The organism is Pseudomonas sp. Eth.TT006, from assembly GCF_054456575.1.
Map to the genome: position 1 here is coordinate 64,197 of NZ_JBTJEN010000014.1, position 20,700 is coordinate 84,896.

16 protein-coding genes are annotated in these 20,700 nt (G+C 60.6%); 7 read left to right on the plus strand and 9 right to left on the minus strand.

Going from position 1 to position 20,700, the window contains the following annotated elements:
* Window positions 1–94: 94 nt before the first annotated feature.
* Complete coding sequence (locus ACXR0M_RS21020) at window positions 95–3,940, minus strand: sensor domain-containing protein (protein ID WP_458833682.1); 3,846 nt, start codon at window positions 3,938–3,940, stop codon at window positions 95–97.
* A gap of 285 nt (window positions 3,941–4,225) precedes the next feature.
* Here ACXR0M_RS21020 and ettA point away from each other — a divergent pair, with 285 nt between their 5' ends.
* The gene (gene ettA / locus ACXR0M_RS21025) at window positions 4,226–5,890 is read left to right on the plus strand and encodes an energy-dependent translational throttle protein EttA (protein WP_458833683.1); all 1,665 of its coding nucleotides are present in this window, start codon (window positions 4,226–4,228) and stop codon (window positions 5,888–5,890) included.
* A 479-nt stretch (window positions 5,891–6,369) separates the two neighbouring features.
* Window positions 6,370–7,710 carry an NADP-specific glutamate dehydrogenase gene (gene gdhA, locus ACXR0M_RS21030; protein ID WP_458833684.1) on the plus strand — a complete coding sequence of 447 codons (1,341 nt, stop codon included), beginning with the start codon at window positions 6,370–6,372 and terminating at the stop codon, window positions 7,708–7,710.
* On the opposite strand, the gene ACXR0M_RS21035 is transcribed toward gdhA, so the two are convergent.
* The 4 genes from ACXR0M_RS21035 to ACXR0M_RS21050 all read right to left on the minus strand — a co-directional run bounded on the left by ACXR0M_RS21035 (window position 7,707) and on the right by ACXR0M_RS21050 (window position 11,390).
* Window positions 7,707–8,201, minus strand: coding sequence for a GreA/GreB family elongation factor (locus ACXR0M_RS21035; protein ID WP_458833685.1), 495 nt, complete (start codon window positions 8,199–8,201; stop codon window positions 7,707–7,709). The genes gdhA and ACXR0M_RS21035 overlap by 4 nt on opposite strands.
* A gap of 70 nt (window positions 8,202–8,271) precedes the next feature.
* A complete protein-coding gene (locus ACXR0M_RS21040; RefSeq protein WP_458833686.1) occupies window positions 8,272–8,628 on the minus strand; it encodes a hypothetical protein in 357 nt (118 codons plus the stop codon).
* 155 nt (window positions 8,629–8,783) lie between these two features.
* On the minus strand, window positions 8,784–10,637 hold the full coding sequence (locus ACXR0M_RS21045; RefSeq protein ID WP_458833687.1) for an Lnb N-terminal periplasmic domain-containing protein: 1,854 nt from the start codon (window positions 10,635–10,637) through the stop codon (window positions 8,784–8,786).
* 264 nt (window positions 10,638–10,901) lie between these two features.
* Window positions 10,902–11,390, minus strand: coding sequence for a DUF3015 domain-containing protein (locus ACXR0M_RS21050; protein WP_007909797.1), 489 nt, complete (start codon window positions 11,388–11,390; stop codon window positions 10,902–10,904).
* A 301-nt stretch (window positions 11,391–11,691) separates the two neighbouring features.
* Between ACXR0M_RS21050 and ACXR0M_RS21055 the strand changes: the two genes are divergently transcribed.
* A complete protein-coding gene (locus ACXR0M_RS21055) occupies window positions 11,692–14,130 on the plus strand; it encodes a Lon protease family protein (RefSeq protein WP_458833688.1) in 2,439 nt (812 codons plus the stop codon).
* 327 nt (window positions 14,131–14,457) lie between these two features.
* Entirely contained in the window at window positions 14,458–14,775 is a 318-nt protein-coding gene (locus tag ACXR0M_RS21060) for a PA4575 family protein (RefSeq protein WP_458833689.1), read from the plus strand.
* Window positions 14,776–14,826: 51 nt separating this feature from the next.
* Here the strand turns inward: ACXR0M_RS21060 and ACXR0M_RS21065 are convergent, their stop codons facing one another.
* Window positions 14,827–16,659, minus strand: coding sequence for a hypothetical protein (locus ACXR0M_RS21065; RefSeq protein ID WP_458833690.1), 1,833 nt, complete (start codon window positions 16,657–16,659; stop codon window positions 14,827–14,829).
* A gap of 174 nt (window positions 16,660–16,833) precedes the next feature.
* Between ACXR0M_RS21065 and ACXR0M_RS21070 the strand changes: the two genes are divergently transcribed.
* From ACXR0M_RS21070 to ACXR0M_RS21080, 3 genes are all read left to right on the plus strand, one after another.
* A complete protein-coding gene (locus ACXR0M_RS21070; protein ID WP_458833691.1) occupies window positions 16,834–17,322 on the plus strand; it encodes a TIGR00645 family protein in 489 nt (162 codons plus the stop codon).
* Between the two features lie 135 nt (window positions 17,323–17,457).
* Window positions 17,458–17,763: a DUF6482 family protein gene (locus tag ACXR0M_RS21075; RefSeq protein ID WP_458833692.1), complete on the plus strand. Its 306-nt coding sequence runs from the start codon at window positions 17,458–17,460 to the stop codon at window positions 17,761–17,763.
* A gap of 122 nt (window positions 17,764–17,885) precedes the next feature.
* Window positions 17,886–18,503, plus strand: a complete 618-nt coding sequence (locus tag ACXR0M_RS21080) for an FKBP-type peptidyl-prolyl cis-trans isomerase (RefSeq protein ID WP_003228367.1) — start codon at window positions 17,886–17,888, stop codon at window positions 18,501–18,503.
* A 110-nt stretch (window positions 18,504–18,613) separates the two neighbouring features.
* Here the strand turns inward: ACXR0M_RS21080 and ACXR0M_RS21085 are convergent, their stop codons facing one another.
* The 3 genes from ACXR0M_RS21085 to ACXR0M_RS21095 form a co-directional block, all read right to left on the minus strand.
* Window positions 18,614–18,871, minus strand: a complete 258-nt coding sequence (locus ACXR0M_RS21085; protein WP_458833693.1) for a PA4570 family protein — start codon at window positions 18,869–18,871, stop codon at window positions 18,614–18,616.
* 206 nt (window positions 18,872–19,077) lie between these two features.
* The gene (locus ACXR0M_RS21090) at window positions 19,078–19,419 is read right to left on the minus strand and encodes a zinc ribbon domain-containing protein YjdM (RefSeq protein ID WP_095057175.1); all 342 of its coding nucleotides are present in this window, start codon (window positions 19,417–19,419) and stop codon (window positions 19,078–19,080) included.
* A gap of 197 nt (window positions 19,420–19,616) precedes the next feature.
* On the minus strand, window positions 19,617–20,585 hold the full coding sequence (locus ACXR0M_RS21095) for a polyprenyl synthetase family protein (protein ID WP_458833694.1): 969 nt from the start codon (window positions 20,583–20,585) through the stop codon (window positions 19,617–19,619).
* Window positions 20,586–20,700: the final 115 nt, after the last annotated feature.

Sequence of the window (20,700 nt, forward strand, 5' to 3'; positions counted from 1 at the left end):
GCTCCCACAATGACTGTATTTCAGCCTGAGAATATTGATCCATGGCAAGTCCCTGTGGGAGCTGGCTTGCCAGCGATGGCAGCGCCACGGATCTTCAGTCGAACATGAACAGCGCATCATTGCTGAACTGCGCTTCAAACCGGCTCGCCGGCATCGGCCGACCGAACAGATAGCCCTGCACCTCGTCGCAACCATGCTCGCGCAGGAAGTCCAGTTGCTCATGGGTTTCCACGCCCTCGGCGATCACCGCCAGATTCAGGCTGTGGGCCATGGCGATGATGGCGCGGGCGATCTGCGCGTCCTGCTCGCCGGACGGCAGGCCGTCGACGAAGGTGCGGTCGATCTTCAGCACGTCGATCGGGAATTGCTTGAGGTAGTTCAGCGACGAATAACCGGTGCCGAAGTCGTCGACCGCAATGCTCAGGCCGAGGTTTTTCAGGCCGGCGAGAATCTGCATCGCTTCGCTGACTTCACGCATCAGGATACTTTCGGTCAGTTCCAGCTCCAGGCACGCCGGCGGCAGCCCGGTTTCGCGCAGGATCGTGGCGATCCGCGTGCCGAGCTGGCCGTCGGAGAACTGCCGGGCCGAGATGTTCACCGAGACTTTCGGTACGCGCACCCGGTTCTGGTGCCAGGTCTTGAGCTGCCGACAGGCTTCGCTGATCACCCAGTCGCCGACATCCACCACCAGCCCCAATTCTTCCAGCACCGGAATGAAATCCCCCGGCGGCACCAGCCCACGCCGCGGATGACGCCAGCGCAGCAGCGCTTCGGCACCGGTCAAACGTTTGCCGTCACCGCTGAATTGCGGCTGGTAATACAGGACGAATTCGTTCTGTTCCAGCGCATGCCGCAGGTCGCTTTCCAGTTCCAGACGCTCCAGCGCACTGGCGTTCATGTCGGCCTGATAGAACTGGAAGTTGTTCTTGCCGCGTTCCTTGGCGTGGTACATCGCGGTGTCGGCGTTCTTCATTAACTGGCTGAGTTCGTTGCCGTCCTGCGGGCTCAGGGCGATGCCGATACTGGCAGTGACGAAGAACTCGCGGCCCTCCAGCACGAACGGTTTCACCAGACTGGCGAGAATCTGCTCGGCCACGTGAATCGCCCGGTTCAGCGCCATCTCGCGGCTGGAGCGATGTTGCAGCAGCAGCGTGAACTCGTCGCCGCCCATGCGCGCCACGGTGTCGTCATCGTCGACGCAGGCCAGCAGGCGCGTGGCCATGTCTTTGAGCATGCGGTCGCCGGCGGCGTGACCGAGGGAGTCGTTGATCGGCTTGAAGCGGTCGAGATCGAGGAACATCAACACCACCCACGACTTCTGCCGCTCGGCCGCTTGCAGCGCGGTGTGCAGGCGATCCTGGAACAGCGTGCGGTTGGGCAGATGGGTCAGGGCGTCGTAGTAGGCGAGGCGGTGAATCCGCTGCTCGCTGGCCTTGCGTTCGCTGATGTCGCTGAAGAAACACACGTAACTGGCGAGGTCGCCTTCGTCGTCGAGCACCGCGGTGATGCCAACCCACGCCGGGTAATGCTCGCCATTGCGCCGTTTGAGCCAGACTTCGCCTTCCCAGGTGCTGTGCTGGTGCAACTGCTTGAGCACATAGCGCAGGTGCGCGTCCTGCTGTTCGTCGACGGTGAGCATGTTCGGCAACTGGTCGAGGACTTCCGACACCGCATAACCGCTGACCCGGCTGAACGCCTCGTTGGCCTGGACGATGTAACCGGCCGGGTCGGTGATCAGGATCGCCGAGGTCGAGTGCTCGAAAACCGTGGCCGCCATGCGCAGGTCTTTCTCGGCGCGGCGTTGCTGGCTGATGTCACGGCCGACGCCGAGCACGCCTTCGAACGCACCGTGTTCGTCCCACACCAGCACCAGGCGCAGTTCGATCGGGATCTTGCGGCCATCGGCGCGCAGGCAGTCGAACAGGAACATCTGGGTCTGCACCTGATTGCGCAGTTGCGCCAGTTGCTCGGGTTTGTCCAGCGCCTTGCTGACCCGATCCATCAAGGTGTAAATGCCGCTCAGCTGTTGTGGGTTGGCGATGGTCGATTGCCAGCCGTTCTGGAAAATCCATTCGGCGTCGTAGCCCAGCACTGCCTGCACCGAAGGGCTGACGTAGTTCAGCGACAGCTTGCTGTCGGTGGAGAAAATCACGTCGCTGATGCTTTCGGCGAGCATCCGGTAGCGTTCACTGTCACGCAGCGACTCGCTGGCCTCGATCTGCTCGGTGATGTCCTTGGCGACGCCGATGATCCGCGTGACCTGATCGTGTTTGTCCCGGGCCAGCGCCTGTTCGCGGATGTCGAAACGCCGCCACTTGCCGTCGCGATGGCGGAAGCGCAACTGGCACTGCAGCAACTGGCTGTAGCCGGCGTGTCGCTGCAGCTGCCGCGAACGGTGGTAATAGTCGGCGTCTTCCGGGTGCAGCAGGATTTCCCAGAAATACTCGCCCATCTGATGCAGCTCGGAGCGGTTGTAACCCAAGGTCTGCCCGAGGTGGTGGTTGCTGAAAATCATCCGCTGGCTGATCACGTCCTGTACGTACAGATGATCCGGCACGGTGCGCACCACGTCCGACCAGAAGCCTTCGCGCTCGAGCAACGACAGTTCGATCAGTTTGCGACTGGTGATGTCGTTGATGCTCAGGATCACCGCTTTGTAGTCGTGCTGTGCCTCGGGCAGACGCAGCACCATCCACAGGTGCTGGTCGCGGCCGTTGATGTCCGGCAGGCGGATTTCCAGCTCCAGCTGGTTCTGGCGCTGCAGGACGGCATCCAGCACCTGGTTGCCGATGGCGCACGGATTGTGCGGCTGACCGTCGATCAATAGTTGCCAGGCTTGCTCGCAGGAATTGACGTTGAGCAGTTGCAGCGCCACCTGATTGACTTCGGTGACCCGCAGCTCCTGCAGCAATTGCTGGCGCTGGGCCGGTTGATCGAGCCAGGCCTTGAGTTGATCGCTGGTCTGGATCTGCGCTTTATCAAAGACCTGCTTGAGGCCGGACAGGTCGAGCACACACAACGCCACGCCGGTGCCTTCGAAAATGTCCTGATAACGCCGCCGCCCTTCATGCAACTGGCGCTGGCGCCGGCGCATGTTGAGCAGGGCGATCACCGGCAACATCGAGAACGCCAGGCCCAGCAGGCATTTGCCGATGAACGCTGGCAACAGCTCTTCGAGCACGCGCTGGCGATCGAACAGCCCGCGCAATTGCCAGTCGCTGGCGCTCAGTGGCACGGTCAGCACGGTGTTGGCCAGGTCGTCCGGGCTCAGTACGCCTTGCTTGGCCGAGGGCCGGGCTTCGTCGCGGCTGATGATTTGATGGTTGAGACGGTTTTCCACCAGCCACAACGGGCGAATCCCGGTTTCGCCCTGTTTGGTCAGTGAGTCGAAGAACGTCGGAGTCAGGCGCAATACCCAGTAGCCGCGCGTGCTGCCACTGGCCTGATGCAATAACAGGTGCACCATCGAGCCGTCGTCGGCGTTGCTGAAGTAATGCACTTGGGCGCGGCTGCGGCGCACCAGTTCGCTGAGGTAGTCGGCGTCGTGGCTGTCTTCGGCACTGTCGCTGATGATTTTCCCGGACGGGCTGAGCAGGGCCAGGCTGCGCAGGTCGGGCAGCGATTGCTGGAGCTTGCGCAGCAGCGCCTGCTGTTCGTCGGACGATTGCGGTTGTTCGACGATCGGTAGCAGGTTGAGGGCGATTTGCGCATTCAGCGACATGTTCAGGCTGACCTGCGCGGCGAGGTCGGCGGTGTAATCGATGGTGTACTGGCGCTGGCTTTTCTGGGTTTCACGCAGTTGATCGAGCAGTTGCCAGAACAGAAGCACCAGCAGCATAAGCACAAGTGTCGCCAGCGCGCCCTTTAAAGTCCCGCGCAGGGGCGAGCCGGTCCCCGGATTGGACGCGCTCACAGAAGCTGGCGGGGTAACGTTGGACAAGCTGAAATCCTGCGGTTGGGCTGGACTGACGCGACGTGCACTATAAGCCGGACGCCCGAAGGGCGGCTAGCATGCCTTGAGTTGTGGCGAAGTGCCAGCCCCACCCGGCTGGACTGCCTTCCGTCATTCAGGTAGCTTTGCCGGTTAAGCGGGAGCGTTCCAGCTCCTAAAATCAGACTTTTTCAGCGCGCACGCATTGATCACCATTAAGTGAACGACGCGCATGGTCTGGCCGGGCATCGCCTGCGCTCCAATCATTCATCTGTCACTGACCCAAGGTTCTCCATGGCTCAATACGTCTTCACCATGCATCGGCTGGGCAAAGTTGTTCCACCGAAGCGGGAAATCCTGAAAAATATTTCGCTGTCGTTCTTCCCCGGCGCCAAGATCGGCGTACTCGGTCTCAACGGTTCGGGTAAATCCACGCTGCTGAAAATCATGGCCGGCGTTGATACCGAGTTCGAGGGCGAAGCCCGTCCGATGCCGGACCTGAACATCGGTTACCTGCCGCAAGAGCCGCAACTGGATCCGACCAAGACCGTGCGTGAAGTGGTCGAGGAAGCGGTGAGCGTGATCAAGGACGCGCAGGCGCGTCTGGACGAAGTCTACGCCGCCTACGCCGACCCGGATGCCGACTTCGACAAGCTGGCAGCCGAGCAGGCCAAGCTCGAAGCGATCCTGCAGGCCAGCGACGGTCACAACCTGGAGCGCCAGCTGGAAGTCGCAGCCGACGCCCTGCGTCTGCCGGCCTGGGACGCCAAGGTCGAGCACCTGTCCGGTGGTGAAAAACGTCGTGTGGCCCTGTGCCGTCTGCTGCTGTCCGCTCCGGACATGCTGCTGCTCGACGAACCGACCAACCACCTGGATGCCGATTCCGTCGCCTGGCTCGAGCACTTCCTGCACGACTTCCCGGGCACTGTGGTCGCGATCACGCACGACCGTTACTTCCTGGACAACGTCGCCGGCTGGATTCTGGAACTCGACCGCGGCGCCGGTATTCCTTACGAGGGCAACTACTCGGGTTGGCTCGAAGCCAAGTCCGATCGTCTGGCCCAGGAATCCAAGCAGCAGTCGGCTCACGAAAAAGCCATGAAGGAAGAACTGGAGTGGGTGCGCAAAGGCGCCAAGGCCCGCCAGTCGAAATCCAAGGCACGTCTGCAACGCTTCGAAGAAATGCAGTCGCAGGAATTCCAGAAACGCAGCGAAACCAACGAGATCTATATCCCGGCCGGTCCGCGCCTGGGCGACAAGGTCATCGAATTCAAGAACGTCACCAAAGGCTACGGCGATCGCGTACTGATCGACAACCTGTCGTTCTCCATGCCGAAAGGCGCCATCGTCGGCGTGATTGGCGGTAACGGTGCCGGTAAATCGACCCTGTTCCGCATGCTGATGGGCAAGGAAACCCCGGACTCCGGCACCATCGAGATCGGTGAAACCGTGCAACTGGCCTGCGTTGATCAGAGCCGCGAGGACCTCGACGGCAGCAAGACCGTATTCCAGCAGATCTCCGACGGTTCGGACCAGATCCGCATCGGCAACTACGAGATCCCGTCGCGCACTTATGTTGGTCGCTTCAACTTCAAGGGCGGCGACCAGCAGAAGTTCGTCAAGGACCTCTCCGGTGGTGAGCGCGGTCGTCTGCACCTGGCGCTGACTCTGAAGGAGGGCGGTAACGTCCTGCTGCTCGACGAGCCGTCCAACGACCTCGACGTTGAAACCCTGCGCTCCCTGGAAGAAGCCCTGCTGGACTTCCCGGGCGCCGCCATTGTGATCTCTCACGATCGCTGGTTCCTGGACCGCGTCGCGACGCACATCCTGGCGTACGAAGACGACTCGCAAGCCGTGTTCTTCGAAGGCAACTACACCGAGTACGAAGCCGACCGCAAAAAGCGCCTCGGCGAAGCCGCTGCCCAGCCACACCGGGTACGCCACAAGAAACTGGCCTGATTCGGGCTGGTTGCATAAAGAACGGAGCCTTCGGGCTCCGTTTTTTTATCCTGGGTTTTCAGATGGACCGCGTCGCGGCCTTCGCGAGCAAGCCCGCTCCCACAGGGGGAACGCATTCCAAATGTGGGAGCGGGCTTGCTCGCGAAGACTGTCTTCCTGTTGGTGCAAGGCTTGTTTTGTGAATCACCATTCGGGTGCAAAACAGGCCAAAGATTTATATCCGGTGCACCATTTCCACGGGGGAACGCATTCCAAATGTGGGAGCGGGCTTGCTCGCGAAGACTGTCTTCTGTTGGTGCAAGGCTTGTTTTGTGAATCACTATTCAGGTGCAAAACAGGCCGAAAACCCAGCTTATTTATATCCTGTGCACCATTTAATTTCATAACTGCGACATTTTGCGCTGTTCCAGTGCGCAATCCGTTTGTTACAGTCCGGCTCAATCTCTTCCAACGACAATAAATTTGCCGAGACTTTTCCCATGATCGAATCCGTCGAATCCTTCCTCGCCCGACTGAAAAAACGCGACCCGGATCAACCCGAATTCCACCAGGCTGTCGAAGAGGTCCTGCGCAGCCTGTGGCCGTTTCTCGAAGCCAACCACCCGCACTACCTGACCTCGGGCATTCTGGAGCGCATCTGCGAGCCGGAGCGGGCGGTGGTGTTTCGTGTGTCGTGGGTCGACGATCAGGGCAAGGTTCAGGTCAATCGCGGGTTCCGCATCCAGATGAACAGCGCCATCGGCCCGTACAAGGGCGGCTTGCGCTTTCATCCATCGGTGAATATGGGCGTGCTGAAGTTTCTCGCCTTCGAACAGACCTTCAAGAATTCGCTGACCTCGCTGCCCATGGGCGGCGGCAAGGGCGGTTCGGACTTCGATCCGAAGGGCAAGAGCGACGCCGAAGTCATGCGTTTCTGTCAGGCGTTCATGAGCGAGCTGTACCGGCACATTGGTGCTGATGTCGACGTGCCGGCCGGCGATATCGGTGTCGGCGCACGGGAGATCGGTTTCCTCTTCGGCCAGTACAAACGCCTGAGCAACCAGTTCACCAGCGTGCTGACCGGCAAGGGCATGACCTACGGCGGCAGCCTGATCCGCCCGGAAGCCACCGGTTTCGGTTGTGTGTATTTCGCCGAAGAGATGCTCAAGCGCCGCGCGCAGAGCGTCGAAGGCAAGCGCGTGGCGATCTCCGGTTCCGGCAACGTCGCGCAGTACGCGGCGCGCAAGGTCATGGACCTCGGCGGCAAGGTGATTTCGCTGTCCGACTCTGAAGGCACGCTGTACTGCGAGTCGGGCCTGAGCGAAGAGCAATGGCAGGCGCTGCTGGAGCTGAAGAACGTCAAGCGTGGACGCATCAGCGAGTTGGTCGCCGCATTCGGTCTGGAATTCCGCGCCGGACAATTGCCGTGGTCGCTGCCGTGCGACATCGCGCTGCCTTGCGCCACGCAGAACGAACTCGATGCCGACGCCGCACGCACGTTGCTGCGCAACGGCTGCGTGTGCGTGGCCGAAGGCGCGAACATGCCGACCACGCTTGCGGCTGTGGATATCTTTATCGAGGCGGGCATTCTGTTCGCCCCGGGCAAGGCGTCCAATGCCGGCGGAGTCGCGGTGAGCGGTCTGGAGATGTCGCAAAACGCCATGCGCCTGCTGTGGACGGCGGGCGAGGTAGACAGCAAGCTGCACGCGATCATGCAGTCGATCCACCATGCGTGTGTGCATTACGGCGAAGAGAACGGGCGGATCAACTACGTCAAAGGCGCGAACATCGCCGGCTTCGTCAAAGTCGCCGATGCAATGCTCGCGCAGGGTGTGGTTTAAGCCGGTTCGATGCGAATCACTTCAATCAGTTGATCGCCGGCGGGCCGCTGCCACAGCACTTCGTCGTGGAGCCGGGCGCCGAGCAGCGCCCGGCCCAGCGGCGAGGCCCAGTTGATCAGGCCGCGGCTGGCATCGGCTTGATCCTCGCCGACCAGTTGCACTCGCTGCTCGCTGTCGTGCTCATCGGCGTAGGTCACCCAACTGCCGATCTGCACCTTGTCGGTAGACGTCGCGGTAACCGCGACCTGTGCGCTGCTCAGGCGCTGATTGAAATAACGCAAATCCCGTTGCAGATCAGCCAGCCGCTGCTTGTCGGCCAGTTCACCTCTGGCTGACTGTTCGGCGTGCAGGCTCTGCAGTTCCGCGACCTTGGCTTGCAACTGGGCCAGGCCCTGCGGCGTTACGTAATTGGGCTGCGCGCTGACCTGCCGTTCGACGGGTTGATCGGCTTGCGCGGCAGCGTTGTCTTCGTTGACGAAAGCGCGGCTCATGGTGTCCTCCTGTTATAGGAATTGGGCCATGGTCGCCGGCAATTGGTTTCACCGGATGTCTGCAAACGACCTACTGCGAGCGATACGCCCGTCCGGCGTCCTGCTCTTTCTGCTGCTGCCAGGCACGCTCGCGTTCGTCCCAGTGTTCGTTGCGATATTCCTCGCGATCCTTGTTCTCCAGCATCGCCTGACACTGACGGAAACCGTCGGTCCAGCCTTCGGCGTATTGCTTGTCCTTGAGATAACGCGGCACGTTCTTGCGAAACTCGCCACTGATCGACCCAGCGGCTTGTCGGCCACTGACGCAACCGTCATCGAAGCCGTCGGCGAAGGCTGGTGGATAACCTTTGGCGATCAAATCTTCATGGGTGGTCTGGCAACCCCCGAGCAACAGCACAACACTCAACACACCCGCACACCGCCACATCGCACTCTCCCGCGCCGGTTCTCCGGCTTATGAGGAAAGTCTAGAAGGGGATTCGTGGGTGGGATGTGAAAGAAAGATCAAAAGATCGCAGCCTGCGGCAGCTCCTACAGGAAAAATGCGTTCCAACTGTAGGAGCTGCCGCAGGCTGCGATCTTTTAATAGTGATACCACTTCACTTCGAGCATCACTTCGGTTTCGGGCGTCGCCACATGGCTGAACTCGCGCTGTGCACTCAGGCGCAAACCGAGGTTGCGCGACAATTCCCATTGCTGATTCAGGCTCAGGCTGCGGCGCACTTCGCCGTTGAAGAAATAATCGCCCTTGGCTTCCAGGCTGAGATTGCCCAGCGGGTTTTTCCACAGTACGCCGGTATTGAAACCGCCGGCCGGGGAGACGAACGCGGCGAAATCATTGTTGTGTTCAACGCGCACAGTGCCGAGGGCGAAACCCAGTACATCGTCACCCAGCGCCCAGGTGCCACCACCGCCACCGTTGACGTGGCTGACCAGGTTTTCGTCATCGTGTTTGCCCGGCACCCGCTCAAGGCCGCCGGTGACTTGCCACGACAGCGGCTGCAGCAGCTCGTTGCGCGGAGTCAGGGAGCGGATGGTCGCCAGGTCCAGTTGCTGGAACTGCCACTGGTTGCCTTCGTACTGACGCAGTTTCATCTGCAGGATTTCGATCTGCGCGCCGAGGGGGAAACTTTCGGCGTTGTCGTTGAGGTCGTGATAGGCCATGCGCAGGCCGTACTCGCCGAAGGCACGATCGCCCCGGGTGCCGACGCCGGCCTGCCAGGTGCGCGATTCGTGACCGTCTTCCGGCAGCCCCGGTTGTGGAATCTGCAGCTCCGGTGCCGGGTTCTTGTTGATCGCCCGCAGCAGTTCGAAGCTGCGCTGCGCTCGTTTTGCGTCACGTTCCTGGCCGTTGGCCCGGTAGCGCTCCAGACGATACGCAGCATCAATGATCAGTGCCTGCCGATCCTGCGGCAGGGCCTTGAAGGTTGGCTCCTGCAACACCTGCTGATCGGCGCTGACTTTAAGCACCCATTGTTGCTCGTCGCTGCTCAACGGCGCGGCACGGCTGAGCAGCTCGCGCTCGCGGGACGGGCGGTATTCGACACTTTCCACCAGCCCGGCTTCCTTGACTGCCTTGACCGTGTCGGTAGGGATCGCGGTCAGCGGGAATTGCTCGGTCAGACGCAGGCTCGGGCGTGCCACCTGCAGCAGCTCGAGCAGGCGGTACGAGCAGTTTTCGTCAAAGAAGAAATAGTCGAACTGGATCTGCTTGAGCTCCCACACATGCTCGACCATGCGCGCGGTTTCGGCCTGCGTCAGGTTCAGCCGGTACTCCCACAGGTCGCGGTTTTCCAGGCTGCGGTATTCGGAGAGTTTTTCCTGATACGGCACCAGCGCGAACAGCCCAGGGTAGCCGCCCATCAAGCCTTTCCAGGCGTAGAGGATGCTGTTGTCGGAGCCTTCGATGTAGGCGCCGAAGTTGATCGCGTAACTGAGCAGCGAGGTCTTGTCGGCCTGCACGTCAGCCTGGTCGATGCGCAGCAGGGTGTGGCCGAACATCGACGACGGGCTGTTCAGATAGGCCGCCGGGAAGATCATCACCGCGCTGTGCGGCGAGACATCCTTGAACCATTTTTTGAACTCGGCGCAATCGGGAGCGGGCAGGTCGTTGAGATTGAGCTGCGCTTTCAGCCAGCGCGTGCGTGCCGGGTACACGCACTGGGCGTGTTGCTCACCAAGACTGGCCGGGGCGTACAGCGCTTGCACGGTGGCGGCCAGCTCACGGTCGGGGTGCTCATTGCCGTCTGGCGCAAGAAAGAATTTCTTGTCGCTGACATAGCTGCGCCAGCCGCCGAGCTTGGCGGTTTCGTAATGACCGAGGGAAATCCAGAAACGGTCGTTGGCCAGCTGCTGCAAACGTTGAGGGTCGATGTGGGGCGCGGCGGACAGCGGGGCGCAGACACAGAGCGCCAGCCAGGCAAGGCGTTTGAGCATAGGTGGCAACTTAAGTCGAAAGAAAATAAAACCCGAATCGGGAGCTGATCACACCACCCTGTGGCGAGGGGATTCATCCCCGATGGGCTGCGAAGCAGCCCTGGAACCTGTACCCCAAATGCATCGGATTCACCGCATGCACAAGTTTCACGACTGCTTCGCAGCCGATCGGGGATGAATCCCCTCACCACAGGTTCAGCGTCACATTCGAGTGATTGCATTCAAAAATAAAACCCGCTTCCCGAAGGAAGCGGGTGGTCGAGCTTAAGCCTGAGTAGCGTACTTGGCCAGACGAGGGTCCGATTTCAGTACGGCCAGGGTGTTGGTATGCACGTCTTCAGCGGTCACGTCAGCCTTGCTGAAGATCTGCTGGAAGTGCTCGTGAGTCACCGCTGCGAAGTGCGCACGGTCTTCCGGCGCCACGCCCAGCACCACGGCATAAGTCGTCAGCGCTTCGCCGTTGCCTTTGGCCATGTCTTCGGACAGTTCGTTCATCATGCCATTCATGGCGAACCAGGATTTACCGCCGTAAGTCAGCGACGCGTTGGTCGAGCAACCGTTGGTGCCGGAAGTCATACCGAACGTGGCGTTACCGGAGGTGCCGTTGGTGGTGGATGCCAGGAAGTGCGCCGGGGTGCCACGCTGACCTTCGAACAGCATGTTGCCCCAACCGCAATCCGGGCCGCCTGGCGCCTGAGCCATGGCGTTGATGGAAACAGCGGTGAAGAGAGTACCGAGAAGAATCCGTTTCATAGCTTTGTTCTCTTTATGTGCATACCAATGGACAGGGTTCCGGCCCCCCAAGCTCTGTACGAAACAGAGCCAAACGAAGCCAGTGGGCCAGTATTAGTTCCAGCCGCGCAGTTTGGAGTTTAGGCGCGTTCCAGGGGTTCCGTGATTTTTTGCAAAATATTTGGAATAAACCCCGGTTTCAGGGGGCGAGCAGCGCGGAGCGGCGCTTGTCTATGCTTTGTCATATGGCGCGCCTTGCCAGTGGGGCACGGGCAGCGCCAGAATGCCGCTACCTGCCCCGCCTGATTGTTAAGGAAGCCCGATGCCTGATTCTGTTGCTGCCAGCTTGCGTCTAGCGCCCGAAGCGCTGACCCGTCCGTTTTCCGCTGAACAGTTCAGCTTCACTACCACCAATGATCTGGAGCCCTTTCGCGGTGTGCTTGGCCAGGAACGCGCGGTCGAAGCCCTGCAGTTCGGTGTGGCCATGCTACGCCCCGGTTACAACGTATTCGTCATGGGCGAGCCCGGCACCGGGCGCTTCTCGTTCGTCAAACGCTACCTCAAAGCCGAAGGCAAACGCCTGCAGACCCCGGCGGACTGGGTCTACGTCAACAACTTCGATGAACCGCGCGAGCCCCGCGCGCTGGAGCTGCCGTCGGGCACCGCCGGTGCGTTCATCGGCGACATCAACGGCTTGATCGACAACTTGCTGGCGACCTTCCCGGCAGTGTTCGAACACCCGTCCTACCAGCAGAAGAAAAGTGCCATCGACCGCGCCTTCAACCAGCGCTACGACAAGGCATTGGACGTCATCGAGCGCCTGGCCCTGGAGAAAGACGTCGCGCTGTACCGCGACAGCAGCAACATCGCCTTCACCCCGATGCTCGAAGGCAAGGCGCTGGACGAAGCCGAGTTTTCGCAATTGCCGGAAGCCGAGCGTGAGCGTTTTCACGAGGACATTTCCGGTCTTGAAGAGCGCCTGAACGAAGAACTCGCCAGCCTGCCGCAGTGGAAGCGCGAGTCGAACAATCAGTTGCGTCAGCTCAACGAAGAAACCATCACCCTGGCCTTGCAGCCACTGCTGTCGCCGCTGTCGGAGAAGTACGCGGAAAACGCTGCGGTCTGCGGTTACCTGCAGGCGATGCAGGTCTACCTGCTGAAAACCGTGGTCGAGCAACTGGTCGACGACAGCAAGACTGACGCGGTGGCGCGCAAGCTGCTCGAAGAACAATATGCGCCAAGCCTGGTGGTCGGTCACCCGGCCAGTGGCGGCGCGCCGGTGGTGTTCGAGCCGCACCCGACTTACGAAAACCTGTTCGGCCGCATCGAATACACCACCGACCAAGGCGCGCTTTACACCACCTATCGCCAATTGCGTCCGGGTGCATTGCATCGCGCCAACGGCGGCTTCCTGATTCTTGAAGCGGAAAAAATGCTCAGCGAGCCGTTCGTGTGGGACGCGCTGAAACGCGCCCTGCAATCGCGCAAACTGAAGATGGAATCGCCGCTGGGCGAGATGGGCCGGTTCGCCACCGTGACCCTCAATCCGCAGCACATTCCGCTGCAGGTCAAAGTCATCATCATCGGCGCGCGGTCGCTTTACTACACGCTGCAGGACCTCGATCCGGACTTCCAGGAGATGTTCCGGGTGCTGGTCGACTTCGACGAAGACATCCCGATGGTCGACGAAAGCCTGGAGCAGTTCGCCCAGTTGCTGAAAACCCGCACCTCGGAAGAAGGCATGGCGCCGCTGACCGCTGATGCGGTGGCGCGTCTGGCGACCTACAGCGCACGTCTGGCCGAGCATCAGGGGCGTTTGTCGGCGCGTATTGGCGACCTGTTCCAACTGGTCAGCGAGGCCGACTTCATTCGTCACCTGGCCGGCGATGAAATGACCGATGCCGGGCACATCGAGCGCGCGCTGAAAGCCAAGGCCACACGCACCGGCCGGGTATCGGCGCGGATTCTCGACGACATGCTCGCCGGGATCATCCTGATCGACACCGACGGCGCCGCGGTCGGCAAGTGCAACGGCCTGACCGTGCTCGAAGTCGGTGATTCGGCATTCGGTGTGCCGGCGCGGATTTCCGCCACGGTGTACCCGGGCGGCAGCGGCATCGTCGACATCGAGCGCGAGGTCAACCTCGGTCAGCCGATTCACTCCAAGGGTGTGATGATTCTCACTGGGTATCTGGGCAGCCGTTACGCCCAGGAATTCCCGCTGGCGATTTCCGCGAGCATCGCCCTGGAGCAATCCTATGGTTACGTCGATGGCGACAGTGCCTCGCTGGGCGAGGCCTGCACGCTGATTTCGGCGCTGTCGAAAACCCCGCTCAAGCAGTGCTTCGCAATCACCGGGTCGATCAACCAGTTCGGCGAGGTGCAGGCGGTCGGCGGGGTCAACGAGAAGATCGAAGGCTTCTTCCGCCTCTGCGAGGCCCGCGGGCTGACCGGCGAGCAGGGCGCGATCATTCCGCAGGCCAACGTCGCCACGCTGATGCTCGACGAGAAGGTTCTGGCGGCGGTACGTGCCGGGCAGTTCCACGTGTACGCCGTGCGCCAGGCCGACGAGGCGCTGAGCCTGCTGGTCGGCGAGCCGGCGGGTGAGCCGGATGCCGATGGCCAGTTCCCCGAGGGCAGCATCAACGCACGGGTGGTGGAGCGTCTGCGCGATATCGCCGAGATGATCAGCGAAGACGACCTCAAGGAAGCCGAGAAGGAGCTGGCTCAGGAAGCATTAGCCGAAGCAAAACCGGCCTAAAGCCTTACGCGGTCAAAAACTGTGGGAGCGAGCTCGCTCGCGAATGTGGTGGATCAGTCGACAACATCGGTTGACTGACCCACCGCTTTCGCGAGCAAGCTCGCTCCCACAGTTGTTTTGCAGATTGAAATTTGTGGCGAACGTCGGGAAAAGTGCCACTACTCTGGCGTCAGAATTCACACAATGACCATTCGGCGCCTTCTGGTTCTATCCGGCTTGCGCGGCAGACTTTTCTTCTATTCTCAGCTCAAGGACATCGACAGTATCACTGGATCGAAACAGCCTTCGCGTGAAGGCTGAATACCGGCTTTACCGAGGGTCGCCGCCATGTCGCGCAACCTCTGCCTCACCCGTCAATGCCTGGGTCTCGTGACCCGTATCGAGTGCGCCGTCAAGCCGTTGGCCGGCGATAACGGCATGTGGACGCTGCTCTTCGCCGCCGGCATGGCCGGTGAACAACCTTCCGCGATCAAGGCACAGGGACCGTTCCACGGCCCGGTCGCCGCCGAGTCGATTCTCGACACCATTGTGGAAAGCCTGACAATGCACGGCTATGAACTGGCCGACGATCCGCAGATCTGGAGCCTGCACCTGCAGGCGCAACTGCGGCAGATCAACGGAGGACGCGGGCGCACCCTCAATTGAAACCTGGCCATGTAGGAGCTGCCGCAGGCTGCGATCTTTTGATCTTGCTTTTCAGGGCGCCGAGTCGGCCAGCTGCGCCTTGTCGAGCTTGACCTCAAAGCCGTATTGCACGGTGTTGAGCTCGGTTCGTTGATAGGTCTCCACCTGCGTTGGACGGCCATAGAAGTAATGCACGCCAAACAGCGCCGGGCCTTCCGCGCTCGCATCATGGCTGACCGAGAGGATCTGCTTCAGGTAGTTGCCGCTGTCGTCCTTGACGAAGAATCGCCAGGCGTTGGCCGGGAACCGTTTGAGGTCCACTACCAGCGTGTTGTTCTTGATTTCCAGGCCTTTGGGCAGCGACTTGGCGTCGTAGGTTTGCTTGTCTACGGTGGCGAGAAACAACGGCATCGAACCCACTGCAATCGCCGGGGTTTCCGGGAACAGGTTCAAATCGTAGGTAATGGTCGCTTGCAGCGGATCGACCTGATACGCCTCGGGCGGCAATTCGATTGGCTCATCGAGTTTGCCGCTGCGCTTTTCGGTGAAGAACGTCACCGGGCTTTCGCCGGGGCTGAAATCGTCGCCAAGCAGTTCATCGTTGAAGGTTCGCCGGTGGGAGAACTCGATGCGCGCCGCACTGGGCTCTTCAACGGATTGGTGGATGCGAACGCCGGCCTTCAGCGCCTCCTCGGTCAGGCTCGCGCCTTTGAGCCAGTTCGGTGCCAGATCGTCATACACCACCACCGCCGGGTCCAGTGGCTGGATGGTTTTGTCCGTGGTGTGCTGGCTGAAGGTGCGCACCGGCAGGTCCAGCGCCTTGCGGGTCACGGTCGCTGATGAGAAATCCAGCACGCTGACTTCCAGAGTGTCGATGGGGCCGTTGAAGTAGACTTTGTTGTAGCGGCGTGGATGCTGCTGTTCGAAAGCGTGCTGTTGGTCCTCCAGCTGTTTCTCCAGAGACTCGCTCCAGGTTTTCTGCTGTTGCAGCTGCGCCAGTTGTTTTTCATAGAACGCGACCTGGGCCGGGCTTTCGTTGATCGAGCCGGCGCGTACCAGGTATTGCCCGGTGGTATCGCGGGCCTGAACGATCAACGGATTGAGCGGAGCGCCTTCGACCTCCGGGGCCAGCGGCAGGCTGTTGCTGAACTCGACCTCGGCGTAGTTCTTTTCCAGCTTCAGCAGGGTAACGCTGAGGTTGTCATCGGTGCGGGTCTGGCCGACGTCCTTCTGGCTCAGGTTGAAGCTGAACAGCCGGCGCGGGGTGATGACTTCGACGTTACCTTGCAGGCTCACCGGTTGCGGCTGAGTCTTTTTGTCCACGTCCAGCCCCTCAATGAACGGGTAAGTCACGGTCAGGTCATCGGGGTTGTTGACGTTGGAGCTGGACGGGCTCAACTGGATGCCGGGATCGGTTTCCGACCATTCCGGCTGATAGGCGACCACCCGTTTGTTGCTCAGCGTCACCGACTGCCATTCCACGCCGTGGGGGAACAGAAAGCCGCCGGGCACGTTGAGATTGAAGGGGAACACCGGTTGCAGATCGGTGAGGTAATCGGAGCTGGCGTCTTTGTTCAGTACGAACAAGCCATTGATGTAAGTGTCGACCAGCGCCTGCGTCGAAGGGTAGTGCTTGAGGAGGCCGAGGGTGTCTTCGCCATACACGGTTTTCAGCGGGGTGCTGTCGAGCTTGAGTTGCGCGCGCTCGAGCAGCAGCAGCGAACCGCCGAGCTCGGTCACGGCGTCCTTGAGCTTCGGATCGGTGATGGCGTCCAGTGAATGTTCGAAGCTTGCCGTCTTCGCGTCGAGGCTGACCGAGTGTTTCTTTTCTTCGCCGGGAGAGCAGCCACCCAGCAGCAGAGCGAGACAAATTCCGGTACTCGTCAACGGCAATCGCACATGCATTTCCAGTCGTCCTGTCCACTTTCGCTAGGCGGTCAATGGTTTGGACAGTAGCAGAAAAAAAATCACATACACACGCAGGTCGCGGTGATTGGAGGTATGAGCCAGGCGGTTTCTGGCTGTCACGGGCGGCTGGTATACTCGCCGCCGATTTCAATCCTTATTGTGTGAGAGTCAATGGAACGCTTTATCGAAAATGCAATGTACGCCACGCGCTGGCTGCTGGCGCCGATCTATATCGGGCTGTCCCTCGGGCTGCTGGCGCTGGCATTGAAATTCTTCCAGGAAGTGTTTCATGTCATTCCCAACGTATTCTCCATGGCTGAATCGGAGCTGATCCTGGTGCTGCTGTCGCTGATCGACATGGCACTGGTGGGCGGCTTGCTGGTGATGGTGATGATTTCCGGCTACGAGAACTTCGTGTCCGAGTTGAACATCGACGAAGGCAAAGAGAAGCTCAGCTGGCTGGGCACCATGGACTCCTCGTCGCTGAAGATGAAAGTGGCGGCGTCGATCGTGGCGATTTCCTCGATCCACCTGCTGCGGATCTTCATGGACGCGAAGAACGTCGATCCCCAGCATTTGATGTGGTACGTGATCATTCACATGACCTTCGTGATTTCGGCGTTTGCCATGGGTTATCTGGACAAGCTCACCAAGCACTGATCATTGCCTGCTCGCTGGAAAAACACCGCCCGTCTGTTGCGAAACAGACGGGCGGTGTCGTTTGTGGCTTGTGCTTTGGTGCGCGCAGGCCTATCCCTGTAAGGGTCCTGGCTCGCCACCGCACGAGGTGCGTTCATGAACCTGCAAGAGTTGAATGCGTTCGCCATTGCCAGAAAGGTCGATGAACTGAACCTGATCTCCATGGAAGGCGGAATTTATCTGCTTGAGGCGCGGATGCATGGTGCGGCGTATCCGCTGAGTGATCTCAAGGGCAAGATGCTGCAGCTGCGTTCGGTGGAGCATGCGCGGGACTTGCTGCACAACTTTCCGGTGCTGCCGTTCAACCTCGTACACACCTCGGTGCATGACGAAATGTGCGGCCTGGCCAGCAGAGACGATGAAAGCCTGAAAGTACCGCTGGCCTGGCGCTCGGCCCTGTAGGCCTTGCGCGCCATCGCCGGGCATCTGTGCTAGTCTTCTCGCCCTTTTAGGTTCCGGGCGTGCCGGGACGCGCTGTGTACGCACGGCAAGTCTGATGGCCGTCCGCACAGCGGAGCAGTGTCATGTCCGAAGTAAATCTGTCCACCGACGAAACCCGCGTCAGCTACGGCATCGGCCGTCAGCTGGGTGACCAGCTGCGCGACAACCCGCCACCGGGTGTCAGCCTGGACGCGATCCTGGCCGGTCTGACCGACGCATTCGCCGGCAAACCAAGCCGTGTGGATCAGGAAGCAATGTCCGCCAGCTTCAAAGTGATCCGCGAGATCATGCAAGCCGAAGCCGCCGCCAAGGCTGAAGCCGCCGCTGGCGAAGGCCGTGCGTTCCTGGCTGAAAACGCCAAGAAAGAAGGCATCACCACCCTGGCTTCCGGTCTGCAATTCGAAGTGCTGACCCAGGGCGAAGGCGCCAAGCCATCCCGTGAAGACACCGTGCGGACTCACTACCACGGCATGCTGATCGACGGCACTGTGTTCGACAGCTCCTACGATCGTGGCCAGCCAGCCGAATTCCCGGTAGGCGGCGTGATCGCCGGCTGGACCGAAGCGCTGCAACTGATGAATGCCGGCAGCAAATGGCGCCTGTACGTGCCAAGCGAACTGGCCTACGGCGCCCAAGGCGTTGGCAGCATCCCGCCGCACAGCGTTCTGGTATTCGACGTCGAGCTGCTGGACGTTCTGTAAGACCTTTGTGGGAGCGAGCTCGCTCGCGAATGCAGGCGACTCGGTCTAACTTGAGATTCGAGTTGAAGCCTTCGCGAGCGAGCTCGCTCCCACAGGTTTTGTGTTGATCCTCATATTTCGATCTTGTGCTGCACTTCACCGGTCGGGCGCAACGCCCGGGCGTAGCAGAACAGGAACAGATTGCGTACCAGCTCCTTGAGCACCAGTGGCTCGCTGGAATTCAGGCTGCTGACGTCCAGATCGCCTTGATCCTGCAGCTCATGCAGGGCGTCTTCTTCCAGTACCGCACAGACTTCCCCGGTTTCCCGATGCAGGATCCTGAGGTACGGATGTGGGCGGTCCAGCCAGGCATCGATCAAATAAGTCATGGGTCGTATCTCCTTGAAAGGTTTCAATGAGAATAATTCTTATTCGTCAAATAGCAAGCGCCTATGGACAGAATGCGATTTTTTTCGGGTAAAGAGTGCGTAAGGTCAAAACGGCTGGCGTCTGGCTATCACGCGGGTGAGCGGGGGTAAAGCGGGGGAGGGCAAAGCACCATCCCGCGTCGGGCGCGGGATGGCTGGCAGCAGGATCAGACCTTTCTGACGAACTCGGACTTGAGCTTCATCGGGCCGATGCCGTCGATCTTGCAGTCGATGTCGTGGTCGCCATCGCACAGGCGGATGTTTTTGACCTTGGTGCCGACCTTGACCACCAGCGAGGTGCCCTTGACCTTCAGGTCCTTGATCACGGTGATGGTGTCGCCATCCTGCAGGACGTTGCCGACCGAATCTTTCTTCACGGCATCATCGGACGCCGCTTCAGCTTCGCCGCCGGCCGACCACTCGTGGGCGCACTCAGGGCAGATCAGTTGGGCACCGTCTTCGTAGGTGTATTCGGAATTGCATTTCGGGCAGGGTGGCAACGTGCTCACTAAGGCTCCTTGGAGAGGGGATCGCTAAAAGTCGCACATTGTATAGGGTTTTGTGCGGAGGAGGGCATAGCGCAGAAACAACTGTGGGAGCGGGCTTGCTCGCGAAGGCGTCAGTTCAGTCAACATTGAAGTTGACTGGCTAATCGCATTCGCGAGCAAGTCGAATCGTCGCACCGCCGCTCCCACAAAGGGCAGAATCAGTGCGTGCGTGCGACCGCAAACTCACTCAATTCCACCAGCGCATCGCGATACTCGCTGGCCGGCAGCGCCTCGAGGCACTTGATCGCACGGGCCACGTAGTCGCGGGCCAGTTGCGCGGTGTACTCCAGCGAACCCGAGGCTTCCACGGCGACGCGGATACTTTCGAGGTCTTCGATACCGCCTTTCTGAATCGCCTGACGCACCAGCGCCGCCTGTTCAGGCGTGCCTTCGCGCATGGTGTAGATCAGCGGCAGGGTTGGCTTGCCCTCGGCCAGATCGTCACCGACGTTCTTGCCCAGGGTCTCGGCGTCGCCCTTGTAGTCGAGCAGGTCGTCGACCAATTGGAACGCCACACCCAAGTGGTCGCCGAAGGTGCGCAGGGCTTCGCTCTGCTCGGCGGTGGCGCCGGCCAGCGCCGCAGCGCTGTGGGTCGAGGCTTCGAAAAGCATCGCGGTCTTGCCGCGGATGACTTCCATGTAGGTTTCTTCGGTGGTGCTGGCGTCGCGGACCTTGGACAGTTGCAGCACTTCGCCTTCGGCGATGATGCGTGTGGCCTGGGACAGGATTTTCATCACCGGCATCGAGCCCAGTTCGACCATCATCTCGAACGAGCGCGAGTACAGGAAGTCGCCGACCAGTACGCTCGGGGCGTTGCCCCACATGGCGTTGGCGGTCGAACGGCCACGGCGCATGCCGGACATGTCGACCACGTCGTCATGCAGCAGGGTCGCGGTGTGCAGGAATTCGATGGTGGCGGCCAGCAGGCGCAGGTCATCGCCTTCGCGACCCAGGGCCTTGCCACACAGCAGCACCAATAAAGGACGCAGGCGTTTGCCGCCGGCCGAAGTGATGTAATCGCCGATTTTCGATACCAGCGGCACTCGGGAAGTCAGCTGCTTCTTGATGATGCCGTCGACGGCGCTAAAATCGTCCGCCACCGCGCGGTAGAAAGCTTGGGGTTGCATCAGCGACAGTTGCTCCAGAAGGGTTGCGCGGCATGCTAGGACCCCCACCGGGGCCTGTCAAGGCGCGATGGACGGCCCCTTGCGTGACTCTCGTTGCTTGCGTACAATCGCGCAC

Coding starts and splice junctions, on each gene's coding strand:
- ettA (WP_458833683.1), top strand. CDS start 4,226: ATGGCTCAATACGTCTTCACCATGCATCGGCTGGGCAAAGTTGTTCCA.
- gdhA (WP_458833684.1), top strand. CDS start 6,370: ATGATCGAATCCGTCGAATCCTTCCTCGCCCGACTGAAAAAACGCGAC.
- ACXR0M_RS21035 (WP_458833685.1), bottom strand. CDS start 8,201: ATGAGCCGCGCTTTCGTCAACGAAGACAACGCTGCCGCGCAAGCCGAT.
- ACXR0M_RS21040 (WP_458833686.1), bottom strand. CDS start 8,628: ATGTGGCGGTGTGCGGGTGTGTTGAGTGTTGTGCTGTTGCTCGGGGGT.
- ACXR0M_RS21045 (WP_458833687.1), bottom strand. CDS start 10,637: ATGCTCAAACGCCTTGCCTGGCTGGCGCTCTGTGTCTGCGCCCCGCTG.
- ACXR0M_RS21050 (WP_007909797.1), bottom strand. CDS start 11,390: ATGAAACGGATTCTTCTCGGTACTCTCTTCACCGCTGTTTCCATCAAC.
- ACXR0M_RS21055 (WP_458833688.1), top strand. CDS start 11,692: ATGCCTGATTCTGTTGCTGCCAGCTTGCGTCTAGCGCCCGAAGCGCTG.
- ACXR0M_RS21060 (WP_458833689.1), top strand. CDS start 14,458: ATGTCGCGCAACCTCTGCCTCACCCGTCAATGCCTGGGTCTCGTGACC.
- ACXR0M_RS21065 (WP_458833690.1), bottom strand. CDS start 16,659: ATGCATGTGCGATTGCCGTTGACGAGTACCGGAATTTGTCTCGCTCTG.
- ACXR0M_RS21070 (WP_458833691.1), top strand. CDS start 16,834: ATGGAACGCTTTATCGAAAATGCAATGTACGCCACGCGCTGGCTGCTG.
- ACXR0M_RS21075 (WP_458833692.1), top strand. CDS start 17,458: ATGAACCTGCAAGAGTTGAATGCGTTCGCCATTGCCAGAAAGGTCGAT.
- ACXR0M_RS21080 (WP_003228367.1), top strand. CDS start 17,886: ATGTCCGAAGTAAATCTGTCCACCGACGAAACCCGCGTCAGCTACGGC.
- ACXR0M_RS21085 (WP_458833693.1), bottom strand. CDS start 18,871: ATGACTTATTTGATCGATGCCTGGCTGGACCGCCCACATCCGTACCTC.
- ACXR0M_RS21095 (WP_458833694.1), bottom strand. CDS start 20,585: ATGCAACCCCAAGCTTTCTACCGCGCGGTGGCGGACGATTTTAGCGCC.